The sequence below is a fragment of the Staphylococcus hyicus genome, assembly GCF_000816085.1.
GTDB lineage: Bacteria > Bacillota > Bacilli > Staphylococcales > Staphylococcaceae > Staphylococcus > Staphylococcus hyicus.
The window spans coordinates 885,039-901,657 of record NZ_CP008747.1 but is presented as its reverse complement, the minus strand read 5'-3'; the positions used below and the strand labels follow the sequence as shown (position 1 = coordinate 901,657).

General features: G+C 33.7%; 18 protein-coding genes. 6 read left to right on the top strand and 12 right to left on the bottom strand.

Translation table 11 applies throughout. The features are described 5' to 3' along the window. Positions 1-5: 5 nt before the first annotated feature. Positions 6-287, top strand: a complete 282-nt coding sequence (locus tag SHYC_RS04135) for a GNAT family N-acetyltransferase (protein ID WP_039644750.1) — start codon at positions 6-8, stop codon at positions 285-287. A gap of 70 nt (positions 288-357) precedes the next feature. Then, positions 358-1,746: an aldehyde dehydrogenase gene (locus tag SHYC_RS04130; protein ID WP_371129331.1), complete on the top strand. Its 1,389-nt coding sequence runs from the start codon at positions 358-360 to the stop codon at positions 1,744-1,746. Positions 1,747-1,878: 132 nt separating this feature from the next. On the opposite strand, the gene pglS is transcribed toward SHYC_RS04130, so the two are convergent. The 3 genes from pglS to SHYC_RS12340 all read right to left on the bottom strand — a co-directional run bounded on the left by pglS (position 1,879) and on the right by SHYC_RS12340 (position 3,857). Then, positions 1,879-2,919 (bottom strand): 6-phosphogluconolactonase, encoded by a 1,041-nt coding sequence (gene pglS, locus SHYC_RS04125; RefSeq protein ID WP_039644747.1) that lies wholly within the window; start codon positions 2,917-2,919, stop codon positions 1,879-1,881. 66 nt (positions 2,920-2,985) lie between these two features. Further along, positions 2,986-3,537 carry a hypothetical protein gene (locus SHYC_RS04120; protein ID WP_158484631.1) on the bottom strand — a complete coding sequence of 184 codons (552 nt, stop codon included), beginning with the start codon at positions 3,535-3,537 and terminating at the stop codon, positions 2,986-2,988. Positions 3,538-3,683: 146 nt separating this feature from the next. Continuing rightward, positions 3,684-3,857, bottom strand: a complete 174-nt coding sequence (locus SHYC_RS12340) for a hypothetical protein (RefSeq protein WP_167694569.1) — start codon at positions 3,855-3,857, stop codon at positions 3,684-3,686. A 171-nt stretch (positions 3,858-4,028) separates the two neighbouring features. On the opposite strand from SHYC_RS12340, the gene SHYC_RS04115 reads away from it, so the two are divergent. Next, positions 4,029-4,409: a hypothetical protein gene (locus SHYC_RS04115; RefSeq protein WP_039644745.1), complete on the top strand. Its 381-nt coding sequence runs from the start codon at positions 4,029-4,031 to the stop codon at positions 4,407-4,409. A gap of 275 nt (positions 4,410-4,684) precedes the next feature. Beyond that, positions 4,685-5,725, top strand: a complete 1,041-nt coding sequence (locus tag SHYC_RS04110; RefSeq protein ID WP_039644743.1) for a C45 family autoproteolytic acyltransferase/hydrolase — start codon at positions 4,685-4,687, stop codon at positions 5,723-5,725. 76 nt (positions 5,726-5,801) lie between these two features. Here the strand turns inward: SHYC_RS04110 and SHYC_RS04105 are convergent, their stop codons facing one another. Together SHYC_RS04105 and SHYC_RS04100 are read right to left on the bottom strand one after the other, a co-directional pair. Continuing rightward, complete coding sequence (locus SHYC_RS04105) at positions 5,802-6,644, bottom strand: DUF4097 family beta strand repeat-containing protein (protein WP_039644741.1); 843 nt, start codon at positions 6,642-6,644, stop codon at positions 5,802-5,804. Further along, positions 6,641-7,204 (bottom strand): HAAS signaling domain-containing protein, encoded by a 564-nt coding sequence (locus SHYC_RS04100; protein WP_039644739.1) that lies wholly within the window; start codon positions 7,202-7,204, stop codon positions 6,641-6,643. Before SHYC_RS04100 ends, SHYC_RS04105 begins: the two co-directional genes overlap by 4 nt. A 184-nt stretch (positions 7,205-7,388) precedes the next feature. On the opposite strand from SHYC_RS04100, the gene SHYC_RS04095 reads away from it, so the two are divergent. Further along, a complete protein-coding gene (locus SHYC_RS04095; RefSeq protein ID WP_039644737.1) occupies positions 7,389-7,940 on the top strand; it encodes a thioredoxin family protein in 552 nt (183 codons plus the stop codon). Between the two features lie 156 nt (positions 7,941-8,096). Here SHYC_RS04095 and SHYC_RS04090 read toward each other — a convergent pair whose 3' ends face one another. The 7 genes from SHYC_RS04090 to SHYC_RS12255 form a co-directional block, all read right to left on the bottom strand. Continuing rightward, positions 8,097-8,507, bottom strand: a complete 411-nt coding sequence (locus SHYC_RS04090) for a DUF2188 domain-containing protein (RefSeq protein ID WP_039644735.1) — start codon at positions 8,505-8,507, stop codon at positions 8,097-8,099. A gap of 50 nt (positions 8,508-8,557) precedes the next feature. After that, positions 8,558-9,919 carry a gluconate:H+ symporter gene (locus tag SHYC_RS04085; RefSeq protein ID WP_039644733.1) on the bottom strand — a complete coding sequence of 454 codons (1,362 nt, stop codon included), beginning with the start codon at positions 9,917-9,919 and terminating at the stop codon, positions 8,558-8,560. Next, positions 9,909-11,465 carry a gluconokinase gene (locus SHYC_RS04080; RefSeq protein WP_039644732.1) on the bottom strand — a complete coding sequence of 519 codons (1,557 nt, stop codon included), beginning with the start codon at positions 11,463-11,465 and terminating at the stop codon, positions 9,909-9,911. The genes SHYC_RS04085 and SHYC_RS04080 overlap by 11 nt, the downstream gene beginning before the upstream one ends. A gap of 13 nt (positions 11,466-11,478) precedes the next feature. After that, positions 11,479-12,159, bottom strand: a complete 681-nt coding sequence (locus tag SHYC_RS04075; protein WP_039644730.1) for a GntR family transcriptional regulator — start codon at positions 12,157-12,159, stop codon at positions 11,479-11,481. Between the two features lie 382 nt (positions 12,160-12,541). Next, positions 12,542-13,270 carry a phenol-soluble modulin export ABC transporter permease subunit PmtD gene (pmtD, locus tag SHYC_RS04070; RefSeq protein WP_039644729.1) on the bottom strand — a complete coding sequence of 243 codons (729 nt, stop codon included), beginning with the start codon at positions 13,268-13,270 and terminating at the stop codon, positions 12,542-12,544. Continuing rightward, positions 13,267-14,142, bottom strand: coding sequence for a phenol-soluble modulin export ABC transporter ATP-binding protein PmtC (gene pmtC / locus SHYC_RS04065; RefSeq protein WP_039644728.1), 876 nt, complete (start codon positions 14,140-14,142; stop codon positions 13,267-13,269). The genes pmtD and pmtC overlap by 4 nt, the downstream gene beginning before the upstream one ends. 766 nt (positions 14,143-14,908) lie before the next feature. After that, entirely contained in the window at positions 14,909-15,082 is a 174-nt protein-coding gene (locus SHYC_RS12255) for an SE1626 family protein (protein WP_371130648.1), read from the bottom strand. Positions 15,083-15,243: 161 nt separating this feature from the next. Here SHYC_RS12255 and SHYC_RS04055 point away from each other — a divergent pair, with 161 nt between their 5' ends. Beyond that, complete coding sequence (locus SHYC_RS04055; RefSeq protein WP_039647550.1) at positions 15,244-16,542, top strand: aminotransferase class I/II-fold pyridoxal phosphate-dependent enzyme; 1,299 nt, start codon at positions 15,244-15,246, stop codon at positions 16,540-16,542. Positions 16,543-16,619 lie beyond the last annotated feature (77 nt).

Below are 16,619 nucleotides of genomic sequence, written 5' to 3'. Positions count from 1 at the left end.
ATATTATGTCAATTTTAATTAATGAAGGCCATCATAAATTTTACGTCGGAAAAAATGAAACATCCCCCGATGCTGAAATCACTTATACTTTTGTAGATGCGAAAACGATAGATGTAAACCATACCTTTGTAGATCCTTGCTTAAGAGGTCAAGGTGTCGCGAAACAATTGTTTAATGCCATCATTAAAAAAGCACAAGATGAAGATTTAAAAATCATTCCATCTTGTTCATATGTCCACGCACAATTTGAACGTGAACCATCATTATCACACTTAAAAAAAACATAACACGAACGGTTGAGACATAAAGGGTTAAGAAATGTCTCAACCCTTTTTTATAACTTTTAAGGAGGGATAGATTTTGAATTATCAAATGCTTTTTGATGCATCAGAAACTTATTTTAAATCACAAGCAACAAAGCCGCTTGCATTTAGGAAACAAAAATTAAAAGAGTTGAAGAAAAATATAAAACTTCATGAGAAGGCATTGTATCAAGCGTTAAAAGAGGATCTAGGCAAACATTCTGTAGAAGCGTTTGCAACAGAAATTGGTTACATTTTAAACTCAATAAATCATTATCGTAAAGATCTCAAAAAGTGGGCTCGAAAGCGTGCTGTGGAGACACCCTTTTTCTTATTCCCAGCAAAAAGCTTCCTAATGAAAGAACCCTTAGGCACCGTGTTAATTATCGGTCCTTTCAACTACCCTTTCCAACTCGTGATGGAACCATTAATTGGTGCGATTGCTGCTGGCAATACTGCCGTCGTTAAACCCTCAGAGTTAACACCAAATGTATCAAAAGTGATTCAATCCATTATAGAAGCCACTTTTGAAGAAACACACGTGTCAGTGATTCAAGGCGGTAAAGATACCATTCAATCTTTATTAGCTTTACCTTTTGATCACATCTTCTTTACAGGGAGTACGAAAGTGGGTCAAATCGTGTATGAAGCAGCAAGTAAACACCTTACACCCGTCACTTTAGAGTTGGGTGGCAAATCTCCAACAATCATAGATAAAACCGCAAATTTAAAAGTTGCTAGTGAACGTATTTGTTTTGGTAAATTTTTGAACCTTGGTCAAACGTGTGTCGCACCGGACTATGTACTTATTGATGAGTCAATCAAAGATGATTTTATCGATGCCATGCGTACAACACTCAAAGAATTTTATGGTACAAACCCTCAAAAAAGTCACGATTTAGGTCGCATTGTGAATGATCAACATTTCCATCGTCTATCGACATTGTTAGAAACTCATAAAGATCAAATCGTAATTGGTGGCGCTAAAGATCAATCATCAAGATTTATTGAACCCACAATCCTCGATAATATTCATCCATCAGACGACATTATGCAAGAAGAAATTTTTGGACCATTACTGCCAATCGTTACTTATCAATCTTTTGATACTGCATTATCATGGTTACAGTCCCGGCCTAAACCGTTAGCATTGTACGTTTTTACAGAGGACGAAAATTTTTCTACCTTAGTGTTAGACACCCTTTCATTTGGAAGTGGTGCTGTAAATGATACACTTCTACAATTGGCGAACCCTAAGTTACCTTTTGGCGGTGTCGGTGCATCGGGAATAGGTCGTTACCACGGAAAATATACTTTTGACACATTCACTCATGAAAAACCCTATATTTTTAAAACGACAAAGCTTGAAACAGGCATTTTATTTCCACCTTATAAAGGAAAATTTAATATGATTAAGCAACTTTTTACCAAAAACAAATCATGACTCCGAAAAAAGCCTTCAAACTTCACGTTAGATGAACTTTGAAGGCTATTTAAATATGCATTTTCTCAAAATCTATTATTTAATCATCGATTCTGCAATTGCCATTCTGCCACGAAATCATTTATCTAAAACTCACTTCAAAAATTTTACACAAACGCCTTCTTGAGCAGAAGTTGAATCATCACTTTTTGTAAGCATGCCATTCTCTATATTACGTACAAATACAACCACTTGACATTCCTCATCTTGATGCGCAACGACCAGGTGTTGTCCTGTTGGTGAAAGATTAAAGTCTCTAGGAGACACACCCCCTGTTGAAACAATATCCACAAATTTTAAATTAGCACCATCATTTCGTATTTCGAAAATCGCAATACTATCGTGACCACGGTTACTAATATACATAAAACGCTGATCTTCAGAAATGTGCACTGCTGCTAATTTAGTTGGCTGTAAATACGCTTTGGGAATAGTTAAATGGCGTTCCATTTCTTTAAATTGGCCATCATTGTATGCCATCACGACAACAGTATTAGATAATTCATTAACAACATAAGCGTAAGCACCTGTTTTGTGGTAAGCAATATGACGTGGGCCATCTCCAGGTAGCATTTGGGTACGATGTGCGACTTCTAACCCATGCTGCCCATAATGATATGCAACAATTAAATCTGAACCTAAATCCACCGCAACAGCATATTTTTGTTCAGGTGTCACTTCCAAGTAATGTACATGTGATTGATCTTGACGATCAACATTGGGGCCTTTCGGATACTCATGAAACACTTCTTCAATTAATCGAGTGACCTTTTGTGTAGTTTTATCAAATTCATAAATACGCGCAATGCCATCACCATATACCGCTTCAAAAATAAACTCCCCATCTGGCGAGAAGGATACATAGCAACCTGATCCCTTTACAGACTCTAAACATTCGCTTACTTTTTCTAATTGACCATCTTCCTTAATGTTAAATGTAGCGATGCCACTTCGTGTATCATTTTTTGTAATAGCAACAAGTGTATGCTCATAAATGTCAAAATATGTAGATGCATTAATTTCATATGCTGTATCAATGTTTGAAATGCGATTGGCCTTTTCATCTAATTCAAAATAATATAATCCCTTACCCTCTTTTTTCGTATATGAGCCAATATAACCTTTTGAAGCCATACCGTTTCCTCCTTTATTGTAATTAATCCTTGATTATAGTTTATCAAAAAGATGGTAAAGGCGATATTAAGAAGTTAATATTTGTATTTCACCTTGATTGACATGCCATGATCGTCCTGAAGGGGTTACACCTTTCATACCTTCAAAGTATTTTTCTCCCATAGTGTGGAGAAGAGAGTTTGAACAAAGGTTACTTAAACAATATGTTCGAGATGCATCAAAATACTCATTTCGATATAGTCGTTTGAGCAAACGTGAAAAACCTAATGCATTTGAAAAGACAAACCAAAGATCTGGTTCATGTTCAACAAATGCACGCTCAAATTTTTTCATATTTTTGCTATGGTCATTCCAAGTTACAATTTTAACAATGAAAGGATAAGCGCCTTGTTTATGTAAGTAATCTTCCAGCTGCGTTTTAAACCGCTCTGCACTCGATATCATTATAGAATCTTGACTAACACCGATGATAATATTACGCGCATACACATGTGTTTGAAAAATTTGATCAATGACTTTGTTAGGCATTGGTCTTTCTAAATGATGATTTCTAAGTTGGCAATCCAACTCTTTTACTTGCATAGATGTCTGGGCATTTAATTTATAAGAAATTAACACATTTTGACTTTGATACAAAATCATCACCTTACCCTTAAATATGAAATTATTCAACAAAACTCAATCAATGTAGACTAATAATTATGCATTTGAACAAATTTAAAATGAAAAATAAAAAACGAACACATAATTGTGTTCGTTTTAGATTACGTTTGATTAGATTCAATATCTGCAATAATTTGTTTCGTTTTGTTTTCAATATCTTCAAAATCTTTTTTAAATACAAACGCTAATACTGCAGCACCCAAGCCTATGAGCACAGTCATTACAAGCATTAAAGCAAAGAAAACTTTGAAGATACCAGCAATAAATTTACACATAAATTTTCACCTCAAAATCCCAATGTTTAGTCTATCTATGTATGATTATAACATAATCATTATGTCACGATAAACTTATACCCCTTTCTACTATGATTACTCCTAAATGTTCATATCGTATTCGAAATATGTTACATTAAATACAATAATAGTATGAAAGAGGTAACGCCAATGCCTTATATATCATTTCTAAATTCTTGGAAAAACCATGATCTTAAAAGTGTGACAGACATGATTGATGATGCGGTTTCTGCATATTATATCAATGATTTTGGGGATCCCATTGCTTTAAATAAATCACGTCTTATACATTTGTTAGCAACTCGAATGTCAGCCGTTGAAGCTGACCCCCAATTACAGTGGAATTTCGAAATGATTCATCGCGCACACATCCACGGCAATCAAATGATTATGTTTTATACTTACACAAACGAAGATCAAGATTACAAGAAAACGACGAAAACATTAGTAACAGTAACATTTGGCGATAACGCCAGTAAAAACAACCAAATCAAAACCGTTTACATCACACCGAATGTTACAGACGTATAATAAAAAAGATTGTTACCCCACTTGAAACGGTTGCCTCAAGTTTGTAACAATCTTTTTCGTTTACACTGATTTAACTGTAAAAATTGCGATAAAACCATCGCTTCGTCCGTAAATATGCCTCAAGCCACATTATAATCACTCCTTAACCGAGCTATTCAATAATTATAATTGTAGATAATGTTATTATATGAGTGTTTATAAACAATTTCCATTAATGTAGTATTACAACATCGTAACAAATTGTGTTAAATAGATTTCAGAAAGGGTTATGACCAATGCAAGATGTGCATATTGATATACAAACTTTTGAAGGATCTCATTATGAGTATGGCGTTTTCGTTGCACATTGGATGCAACAAACTAAAATGCTAAAAAATAGAGAACAAGAATGGAAAAAACGGGTACCTCGTTTCGACATTGATATAAATGAAACCTATCTCATTTTTCAAAAATACGCTCCAGCCATTTGGGAAGAAATCAAGGGCATTCAAGACACTTTAAATATCTCTACTAAACAAGCTATCTTAAATTTTGCACATTACCGGTTTACAGAGTTACCTGAAAGTGGCTGTACAGTGTTTGTTGGTTCTGATTTCCTTGTTAGAAATTATGATTACCATCCAGCCACATACGATGGTCGCTATCAATTATATCGCCCTTCGGATGGTGGCTATGCACAAATAGGACCGATGTCACGTACGACTGGCCGTATGGATGGTATGAATGAACACGGACTAGTTATGGCATATAATTTTATGCATCGAAAAAAACCAGCAAATGGTTTTGTTTGTTATATGGTTGGTCGTCTCGTTTTAGAAACATGTCGTAACATTGATGAAGGCATTTCATTACTGAAATCCATCCCCCATCGAAGTTCATTCAGTTATATTTTACAAGATCAATCAGGCGCCCATGCTATAGTTGAAGTGACGCCAAGAAATATTGAAGTACGCTACGACCATACATGTACCAATCATTTTAAACTATTAACTCATGAAAACAGAAACTACACTAAAGAGTCTGAAGACAGATTAAACCGACTAGAACAAAACTTACAATCAGCGGTTGATCGTTTTGAAGTGTTCAAACGTTTTAATGACCCAAAATTCGGTATTTATAGTAAATTATTTAAGAGTTGGAGTGGAACCATTCATACCACCATGTATGAACCACAGTCACTTACAGCGTGGATAAGTTTAGGCGAGAATCAAGCGCCGATTGCTATCAATTTTAAAAATTGGCTTCAAGGCGAACCAATCTTATATACACATTTAAAGGGTAAAATAGATACAAATATTCCATTTGCAACACATTAAAACGCTATTCCCAATAACTAATCGAAAAGGAACGCACCCAAACTTTACATGTTGTTTGAGTGCGTTTCTACATACATTAATTTATGTTTATGTCACCATGATTTGTATAAAGTTCGATTAAATGCGTACCTTTACCATTTTTACCTTGATGTAAATGAGATGCATTCACATTTATATTTCCTTTCTCAGGGGTTAACTTCAACATCACGTCTTTAGGTGGCTTTACATAATGCATGGAAATATCCCCGTGATTCACAGACCCTTTAAAATCACATTCTGGTTTCATATTGTTCAGAACCATACTTCCTTCATTCACTTTAAATACACTTTTTCGTACTAGCGTTTGATTGACAGTAATTTTTCCTTTTAAAACTGATATATCAGAATCCGAAAGATTACTATCAGAAATATTTACAAGTGAGTCTTTTGCCTTAATACTATTACGGTCAAAGTAACAGTTATCTATATTTATCTGACCAGTAGATTCATACCAAATCATAACATTTCTACTTTTTACATCATTAATATACGCTTCTCCTACTCGAGTGGTTATATTTAATTCATTGAGTTCTTTATCCGGAATTGTAATTTCTAAGCGCTCTTTCGATTTATTAAATGGATTGACATCTAACATACGTTTTCTAGATGCTTGACTATCAGAGATTTGTAATGTTTCATTTTGTTTGGAAATATTAATTTTGGCTTTACCATCATAATTCACATGAAAATGCTGCCCCTTTTTTATATACACATCTGCATTATTTGCATCGACATTTAATCTTTCAATATTGCCACTCTTATACGCTTTTTCAGTAGTTTGTGTTTGACTATGATGCGCTTCAAACAAAAACCATACGATTGATCCCAATGAAAAAAAGACGAGAAACATTGTTAATCCTGTTAAAAATAATCGTTTCATGATTGAAATGTTCCTTTTTTAATAAAATTTATATTCCATTTTAAATATTTCAATAATGCTTTGCGTAAGAAACACACTATTTTAATAATGATAACTAAAAACATTAATCCTAAACCTGTATACGCAAAGCTAAACAGATAATTACTCAATGAAAATTGTGATAATCCTGAATATATATGCGCTAGAAACACAATAATTGGTGCGAGAATCATCCCCAATGAAATAAACAGTGACATAATAATAAGTAACAGAAGGAAAATTAATGGGACTACTACAAAAAATAATGTAACGATACTCATACCAATTGTTGCGAGAACAGCGCGTCTTAAGTGATCGAAATCAGGTTTGTTTTCTGCATCTGTCACGGCATATTTTGCATATTTTTTCTTCGCAATATGTTTAGGCTTATTAAGTGACAAAATAATCTCACGATCCGTTTTACCTTTTTCATTTTCTTTATAAAAATGCGTTTCATATTGGTTCATAATATCATCAACGACATCATTAGGTAAACGTTTTAGCTGATGCTCTAGTTCATTTAAAAATGTAATTTTATCCATTAATCTCCCCTCCTTTTCAGATAATATTTTCAACACTTAAAATTATAATTTGAGTCAATAAAAATTTAAACCTTGTACCATTATTTGTATTGTAAATGTCACATTCTTAATTTGTTGTAATCTTTTTAATTTTCTTTCAATACTGAGCTTGGTATAATAAATTTAACGAAGGAGGGTGTTTTTTATGGCGCATTTAAAAACGTATTATCAACAAGCTAAACCTATTGATCAATACATTGAAGATATGCATGTTAATAAAGAGGGGTTACTGAGTATCTACAATAGTTTTGATTTACCTAAGGATAGCGAAAGTTTAGAACGTATTAAAAGTAAGGGGTATAAGCATGTACTCATCATAACTGAAGATTGGTGTACGGATGCAATGATGAATAATCCTATATTAAAACATATTTCTGAACAGTTAGATTTAGAGGTGCGTGCCTTTTACCGTGATGAAAACACGGATTTAATAGACCAGTATTTAACGAATGGAAGAGCACGATCAATTCCAATTTATATTTTTATGAATGAAAATTATGAACAGATGGCTGTTTGGGGTCCGAGAGCTTTATCTGTGGAGAAATTCGTAAACGCATTACGTCAAAACTTACCTGATAAATCAAGTGAGTCTTATGACGATAAAGAAAAAGAATTCCATCAAACTATACGTAATCGATATTTAACTGATCATACGTTTTGGAATGATGTTTACACTTCCATTATAAAAACGTTATAAAGATAAATATAATAGCCAACAAAGTTTTGAACATCACCCTTTAAAGTTTTCACTTTTTAAGTGTCTGCTTTACAGGGTGATGTTCATTCATCAATAAGTGAATTTTGTTGGCTTCATTAATTTAAGGCACTGAGTATCTCCGTCACTTTTATAATATTAATCTTTTGTATGCGTAATGACATGCGTATTTTTATTTTTTGCAATCTCCTGAGCACGTTCAATTGCTTCTTTTTTTGAATCAAACGTATCACTCGCTTGTTGTGCTGTCTCCGTTTTAACTTTCCAAACGTTATTTTCATAGTAAACATGTACATCGTGCTCATTTAAATCAGGGTTTGTAGATTGATCATTTTCATGCTGCGTAATATTTTTATGTTGTAGCTCATCTTTCTCTGATTGTGATGCGTTTTTAAACCATTTTTCAGCTTGTGATGTTGCTATTGGTATGACATCTGATTCTTTATAACCTTCTTTCAACATCGCATTACCGATATCAATGGCTTTTTTGCGTTCTAGTGTATCTAAATTTTTCCAACTATTGGGATAATCTGACATCGTCCACGGCATAATATTCACCTCAAACATATTTATTATGTTATACCCTTCGTCATATCACTTTACACTAAAAGGCTTAAAAGAAATACGAAAACAAACCCTGTTACAGAAATAATCGTTTCTACCATTGACCATGTTAAAAATGTTTCTTTAACAGTCAATCCAAAATATTCTTTAAACATCCAAAAACCTGCATCATTCACATGAGAACAAAATACACTACCCGCACCGATTGCTAGAACGACTAACGCTAAATTAACATCAGAGGTTTGCAGTAAGGGAAGTATGATGCCTGTAGTTGAAATTGCTGCAACTGTTGCAGACCCTAGTGCAAGCCTTAATAAAGCTGCGACAAGCCAAGCAAGTAATAAAGGAGACATTTGTGCGCCGACAAAAAAATGTTCTATCGATTTACCCACACCACCATCGATTAAAATCTGCTTAAACGCTCCTCCACCCCCTATAATTAAAATCATCATCCCTATAGGATATATGGCTTGAGTCACTGAATCCATTATATCTGACATGCGTCTTTGTTGTTTTAACCCCATACTATAAATCGCGAATAATACTGCAATAAGCATTGCTGTTCCTGCAGAACCTGTAAAATATAGAAATCTTTCAAACACATTTGTAGCACCTTGCTGATGACCAGAAACAAGTTGCCATATCGTTGTCATTAACATTAAAATCACGGGTAACAACGCTGTAAACGTACTCAATTTAAAACTTGGTAATTCCGTTTTATGAAATGTCTTTGTCGCACCTAATGAAGAAATGTCGCCCTCCCTTTGAAAAGCTTGTGGTGACAAGCGTGGTGCCAATTTCACGAAAAACGGCCCTGCGATGATTGTAACTGGAATCGCTACGATAAATCCATATAACAATACTTCTCCAATATTTGCATTTAATTCTTTGGCAATAACAACCGGACCAGGATGCGGTGGTAAAAATCCATGGGTCACAGATAGCGCTGTTACCATTGGTAAACCAATCATAAGTTGAGATATTTTCATTCTTTTCGCTATAGTAAACACAAGTGGAATTAAAAGCACGAGCCCTACTTCAAAAAACAATGCGATTCCGATAATAAATGATGCGATAACCATGGCCCACATTACATACTTTTGACCTAGTTTATAGATGAGTGTATCCGCTATTTGTGTCGCACCACCACCATCTGCTAACAATTTACCTAACATCGCACCTAAACCAAATATCAATGCAATATGTCCAAGCGTTCCTCCCATACCGGTTTCAATTGTGGCAATAATTTTATCAAGGGGCATGCCTAACAAAATTCCTGTCAGTACAGCTGTAACAATTAATGCAATAAATGTGTTGAGTTTTAGTTTCATAATTAACACTAACAAAAATAATATCCCAATCATAACACTTAATAGTGGCCATATATCATACATCATTACGATCCCTCTTATCTATTGTATTTGTGAATTGTTGTTGCAAAGCGGCAATACTATCATACGTGGGTAATAATCTCTCTTGTATATCCATAAAAATTAAAACAAGTGCTGCATATTGTTTTACATGCTTGTCCTGTGGATAATGACAAAATGTACTACCAACCCAATGCGATAGATTTTGATAAATTTCTTGATAACCTAAAGCTTTCTTACCAAGAATTACAGCACCCAGACACGAGCTTTCATAATCTTCTGGAAAAATAACTTGGCAGTTAAATATGTCTGACATCATTTGTCTCCACAATACATTTTTTGAGAACCCACCTGTCGCTTTAATTACGGTTGGTGTGACATTTGAAATTTGAGAGAGCGTCATGAGAACCGTGTATAAATTAAATAATACCCCTTCCATTACTGCTCTGACTAAATGACCTTGATGATGGGCTAAAGTTAAACCGATAAAAGATCCTTTCGCATTTGAAGACCAAATCGGTGCACGTTCCCCCGATAAATATGGATGAAAGATTAACCCATCTGACCCTATAGGCACAGAATTTGCCTGTTGTAACATGTCCTCATAATTGATGCAGTCATCCATGTGGTGTGGATTGTGAAGCACTTTTTCACCTAGCCATTGTAAAGTAACAGCGCCATTATTTACGGGTCCCCCAATAACATAATGCGATTCATCTAATATGTAACAAAACGTCCGTCCAAGAGGATCAAGCACTGGTCTTTTAACTACTGTTCTAATTGCACCCGACGTGCCAATGGTAACCGCTACCTCACCAGGTTGGATGCTATTGACACCTAAATTTGAAAGTACGCCATCACTAGCACCGATCACAAGTGGAATTGAATCTTGTAAATTTAATACATTTTTGACTTGCTCTGTCAATTTAAGACAATGCGTCGTTGGAACAACATGAGGTAACTTATGACGTTCCAATTCAATAAGACTGAGTGCGTCCTCATCCCATTCTTTATGATGAATATTAAAGAGTCCTGTAGCTGAAGCAATAGACATATCCATGACACACTCTTCGGTTAAGTGATAAATGATATACGTTTTAATATCAATCATTTTATACGCAGATTTGAATAAATCAGGATACGTTTCTTTTAACCACAACAATTTACACAACGGTGACATCGCATGAATTGGCGTCCCAGTATTATGATAGATTTGCATACCTTTTTGATGAATTTTCAATCTTTCAGCACATTGTTTTGCCCGATTATCCGCCCAAGTGATTGATTTTGTAATTGGAGCCATTTTATTATTAACTAATATGAGACTGTGCATTTGTGCACTTAATGCAATAAATGATAATGAGCCAACTTGATGAGACATACGAATTACCTTTATCAATACTGTCTTTACAGCTTCTAAAATATCATCTGGATTTTGTTCCGCGATATCGGAATCTGGAGTTAGAAGCGAATAGGTAGCTTGCGCATGTGCTAACGAACGTCCATTCTCATCATATAACACTGCTTTTGTATTCGTCGTTCCAATATCTACACCTATACTTAATCTATTCACACAATTCTCTCCTTTAATATAATCTCCAAAATGCGCCAATATTATCATTTAAATCACTAAAATTTGCTTTAAATGCTTGATACATTTTCCCGTTATGTCTATCTTTGACTGCTTCAATATACATAAGATGATTGTCAATAATACGGTTAAAATCTTCAATATCTGTTGCCATTCGTGTCGCCATGCTTATATAAACTGTGCAAAGTAACTTTTGACGAATAGACTGCCATATATGCATGAGCGCCTCGTGGTGGCATGCGAAAACAAGATGTTCATGAAATTGTAAATCGTATTCTGCAAATCCAACAGCATCCTTGAATTTCACACAAACACGCATCATTTCGAGCGTTTGATACATATCTTGAAGGAGCACAGTTAAATCTTGTTTCGCAATCACTTTTGTAAACGCAAAAGATTCAATCATCAATCGTATATCAGTTAATTCTTGTCGATGCGTTGTCGTAAATGGCACCACTTCAGCACCCATTCTTTCTAAACGAATGAGGTGCTCTTGATTGAGTAATTTAAAAGCGTCTCGCACTGGTGAACGACTCACTTTAAATTGTTGAGCAATTTGATTTTCTGTTAATACGGTATGTTCAGTATATTGACCATTTATAATATTAAAACGTAAGACACTAGCAATTTTTTCACCTGTGTTTTGTTGATAAAGCCATTTCTCCGGTACATTCATAGCATCACCTCATACTTGTATACAAGTATTCTAATACACAACCATTAATATGTAAACGCTTTCTTGAGTAAATATAAAATTTATTAATGTTACACATGTCTTCAAATGCTTTAAAAGTCAAAAGCCCCCTCCACAATGTAACATCCCAGCACTTGTACCAAAAATAGCCAACAAAATTCATTTATTCATGAACTTTGTTGGCTATTCAAATTAAAGACTATCGACAAGCACTAAGTGGTGTAGGCAAAAGAAAAGTTAAATATATAGTGAATACATTATTTTGATTGATTCCTGAGCTGAGTCTTTTGAGTCATTATGATGAAAAACATCCATTTAGAGATCGTAATCGCATGCTGATCCAGCTCAGAAGACAAATCAACAACTAAATATCTCGTTTTCTAATAATCATAATATTAACGATAAATAACACAATAATAGTCAGTGCATTGATGAACCATTGCCATTTAGTAAAATCTAAATCTGTCTGCATCGACATTTCACTTAAATAACTGAATGGGATATATTTTAACGCATCATTTATATTATCCCCAATTTCAGGAATTAATGGGATAAATGGTTTAATCACTGGTAATATTAATAGGAGTAAAATACCTAATGTATACACTAAAGCGGGTTTTTGCACAAATAAATTGATTAAAAAAAGCACCAGCCCATATATAATAAACAACATGAGATAAAATACAATTAATTCCCAAATGTATTTTGCTTCAAATGATGGCCCTTTTGTTGTCCACGCAATAACGTATGTCATTAATGCGATAACGCCTGTCATCAATAGTGATATAAATAAAATGGATATAAACTTAGCAATAAAATATCTTACACGATTTCTCACATTGTTGATGAAAAGTTGAATAGTTCCTTGGCTAGTATCTCTCGTAATCGTTTTAACGACAAACATGAGTCCAATAAGTGAAAAGAACCATTTTCCGACACTAAACATAATGACTGGATTAACATCTTTATGATTTCCAACATTGATCCCCACCGCTATAAGCACGGGTGCTATGCCTAATACTAGCGCAATATAAGTTAAAGGACTTTTAAAAATACTGATGATATCATATTTAATTAATTGCATTATATTCATGATTGGCCACCTCTTTGATTAATGTTGAAATACGTATCCCTTAGTGAAGCGCGACGTGTTTCGATAAAATGAGGGTAAATATGATGCGTCGCTAACCCTTTTAAAAGAGGTTGATAACTTTGTTGGGCATTTAAAATGATTTCACCATTTTCTTTTATACTTTGTACAACATTGAAGTTCGATTGCAAAAATGCCATGGCTCTGTCAAAATCATTGATGTCTATATGTACAATCGTTTGATCAGATGTTTGGCCATCTGCCATGTTGATATCTTGTACAAAATGACCATCTCTTAGAAAAACAGCACGGTCACAAATTAATTCAATATCTTCGAGCTTATGACTTGATATTAGGATTTTCATATCATACTCATGTACAAGTTTTTCAATGGTTTTTAACACATCTATAGAACCATCTGGATCCATACCATTAGTTGGCTCATCAAGTATTAAATATTTCGGTTTATTCATTAATGACACCGCAATAGCTAACTTTTGTTTCATCCCCATCGAATATTTTCCTACTTTACGTTTTATGTATGTTTCCATACCAAACGCACGTATAATTGATTCTGTGTACGCTTTGTCATAGCCTTTACCTAATACATGTGCAAAGAGTTTTAAGTTATATAACCCGCTTTTATTATCATATAATTTAGGATGTTCGATTAAATAACCAATATTTTCATCTTTACCAATTTGAACTTCTCCAGAATAATTTACAATATTTCCATTCATAATTTTCATGATGGTTGTTTTACCTACACCATTTTTACCAATTAAACCAACGATTTTACTATCATTAAATGCAAAATCTATGGCGTCTAATACAGTTTTATCACCATACCGTTTTGTGATTTTTTTTAATTGCATGTCTCGTGTCCTCCTAATTTTTCTTTTAACGTCCTTATTTTATTTTCAAGCCGTTATCGATGTCTTGAGTGTCAACCAAAACCAAATTATCTAAACATAACCTTATAAATAAAGACCATGTGTACAGCTTATGTCATCTAAAAATAAGACTCATATCATCATAATAAATGGTATTTAGTTGTAATACATTTTGCTGTATTGAGGAAATTCAAATTAAAACTAAATAGAATAACTGTAGTAAACATCCACATAAATAACAATTTTTCACGTCCATAGCACATATCTATCTTGTGTCAATATTTCTACACTGATAACTCCCAAACTATGAAACCAGCAATCAACATCTTGATGATATTTTTTACGAAGTAGCAAGTTCATGACTTCATTGCTTCAAAGCATATAAGAATATTCATACGTTAAAAATAAATTGTTACTAAAAAAAGTTGGTATTTGGTAATCAAGTACCAAGGTAACAATAACAAAGTTATCAAATAAAGCGCAACTGTTCTGAATACAATATAAAGGTTATTTCATTTTAATATCACTGTATTGAACTGGACATATTAAAACCTAAACTTAAATATAATCACCATTACTTTTTCACTAAATCCTCAGACAAAAAATCTTAAAAACAGTGCTTTCATTTTCATCAGGAAAATAAATGTCACTTCATACATTGTATGTTCATTTAAAAAATTCTTTAACCACCCTCTTAATTAAAAATACAAAAGTGCTTAAAAACCATTCGGAAAAATTTGTCATTGCATTATCTCTCTCTTTTACGGTCGTTATGACGACTGATAAATGCACAAATCATAAACATGATGGAGGCTAAAAACAACTTAATTGCTGAAGGTTCTTCCCCTTGATATTGAAAAAACACACCAATAAAAAACACAATAATTGCCAACATCAAAAATATTTTTGTCAGATGTTTAATCATGATTTCACCTCAATTATTTTCAGTATATCAAATTAATGTTTCATAATTCTATCGATTTTTTCAAGTGTGATATTCATTGAATACGCTTTCCATCTCTTTAATTTTTACGTATTTCAAGGTATAGTAGGAGTATCTATAATATGGAAAGGTTGACGTATATGAACCCGCTAGCACTCTCTTTAAATGACGCATTAAATCGTTCAAATCCTATCGTATTAGACATGCTTTCTGATTTAGGTAAAAGTATGTACTACCCTAAAGGGATTTTAACGCAATCAGCCGAGGCGAAATCAGCCGATTATAACGCTACGATAGGTATGGCCACTACAAAAGATGGAAAAATGTATGCAAGTGCTTTGTACGATATGTTTAATGACATGTCGACGGATGAAGTATTCTCTTATGCACCACCGCAAGGATTAGAACAACTCCGACTGTTATGGAAGCAAAAAATGTTGAAAGAAAATCCTGATCTTTCTGAAGACCAAATAAGTACACCAGTAGTGACAAATGCACTTACACATGGGTTATCATTAGTTGGTGATATGTTTGTTAATGAAAATGATACCCTTTTATTACCAAATCATAATTGGGGAAATTATAAACTCGTTTTTGGAGTACGCCACCAAGCTAACATTGAAACATATCCAATATTCACTAATGAAGGTCATTATACAACGGAAGGTTTAGTTAATAAACTTGAACAAGTTGAACAAGTTGATCAAGAAAAAGTGATTTTAATTTTGAATTATCCTAATAATCCTACTGGATATACACCGACACACTCAGAAGTTCAAAATATTGTTAACGCAATTGATAAACTTGCACAACGCGGTGTAAATGTCATTGCTGTAGTTGACGATGCATATTACGGTTTATTTTATGAAGATGTTTATGAACAATCTATTTTTACTGCATTAACTCAACTTCAAAATGAACGTGTTTTACCTATACGTTTAGACGGTGCGACTAAAGAATTTTTTGCATGGGGATTCCGTGTTGGTTTCATGACTTTTGGCTTGTCAGATGATGAGACGAAATCTATTTTAGAAGCTAAATTAAAAGGATTAATTCGAAGTAATATATCAAGTGGCGCCACACCTTCTCAAGCAGCAGTTCAGTATGTATTAGAAAATAACAAAACATTTGATGCACAAATACAAAGCAATATTGAAACATTACGCGAGCGATATAATATTACGAAAGAAATCGTCTATAGAGATGAGTATCAATCATTATGGCAACCATACGACTTTAATTCTGGGTATTTTATGGCCCTCCAAGTATTTGGTGTAGATGCTGAAACATTACGACAATATTTACTCGAAAAATATTCGATTGGTATTATCTCTTTGAATGAGCAAGATATTCGTATCGCATTTAGTTGTATAGTAAAAGACGACATTGAACATGTATTTAGTAAAATTGCATTAGCCATTGAAGAACTACAAGCTTAAGCCAACATAGACGAAACACATATCAGACGACGAGATCAAACAAGCATTTGATTTCGTCGTTTCATATTAAGGAGGCT

Bases quoted from the DNA above. Each gene is read 5' to 3' on its own strand.
- SHYC_RS04090 (WP_039644735.1), bottom strand. From the start codon at position 8,507: ATGCCGTGGACGATGTCAGATTATCCCAATAGTTGGAAAAATTTAGAT.
- SHYC_RS04100 (WP_039644739.1), bottom strand. From the start codon at position 7,204: ATGGATAAAATTACATTTTTAAATGAACTAGAGCATCAGCTAAAACGT.
- SHYC_RS04075 (WP_039644730.1), bottom strand. From the start codon at position 12,159: ATGAATGTACCGGAGAAATGGCTTTATCAACAAAACACAGGTGAAAAA.
- SHYC_RS04095 (WP_039644737.1), top strand. From the start codon at position 7,389: ATGGCGCATTTAAAAACGTATTATCAACAAGCTAAACCTATTGATCAA.
- SHYC_RS04135 (WP_039644750.1), top strand. From the start codon at position 6: ATGTCAATTTTAATTAATGAAGGCCATCATAAATTTTACGTCGGAAAA.
- SHYC_RS04055 (WP_039647550.1), top strand. From the start codon at position 15,244: ATGAACCCGCTAGCACTCTCTTTAAATGACGCATTAAATCGTTCAAAT.
- pmtC (WP_039644728.1), bottom strand. From the start codon at position 14,142: ATGCAATTAAAAAAAATCACAAAACGGTATGGTGATAAAACTGTATTA.
- SHYC_RS04115 (WP_039644745.1), top strand. From the start codon at position 4,029: ATGCCTTATATATCATTTCTAAATTCTTGGAAAAACCATGATCTTAAA.
- SHYC_RS04085 (WP_039644733.1), bottom strand. From the start codon at position 9,919: ATGATGTATGATATATGGCCACTATTAAGTGTTATGATTGGGATATTA.
- SHYC_RS04110 (WP_039644743.1), top strand. From the start codon at position 4,685: ATGCAAGATGTGCATATTGATATACAAACTTTTGAAGGATCTCATTAT.
- SHYC_RS12340 (WP_167694569.1), bottom strand. From the start codon at position 3,857: ATGTGTAAATTTATTGCTGGTATCTTCAAAGTTTTCTTTGCTTTAATG.
- pglS (WP_039644747.1), bottom strand. From the start codon at position 2,919: ATGGCTTCAAAAGGTTATATTGGCTCATATACGAAAAAAGAGGGTAAG.
- SHYC_RS04105 (WP_039644741.1), bottom strand. From the start codon at position 6,644: ATGAAACGATTATTTTTAACAGGATTAACAATGTTTCTCGTCTTTTTT.
- pmtD (WP_039644729.1), bottom strand. From the start codon at position 13,270: ATGAATATAATGCAATTAATTAAATATGATATCATCAGTATTTTTAAA.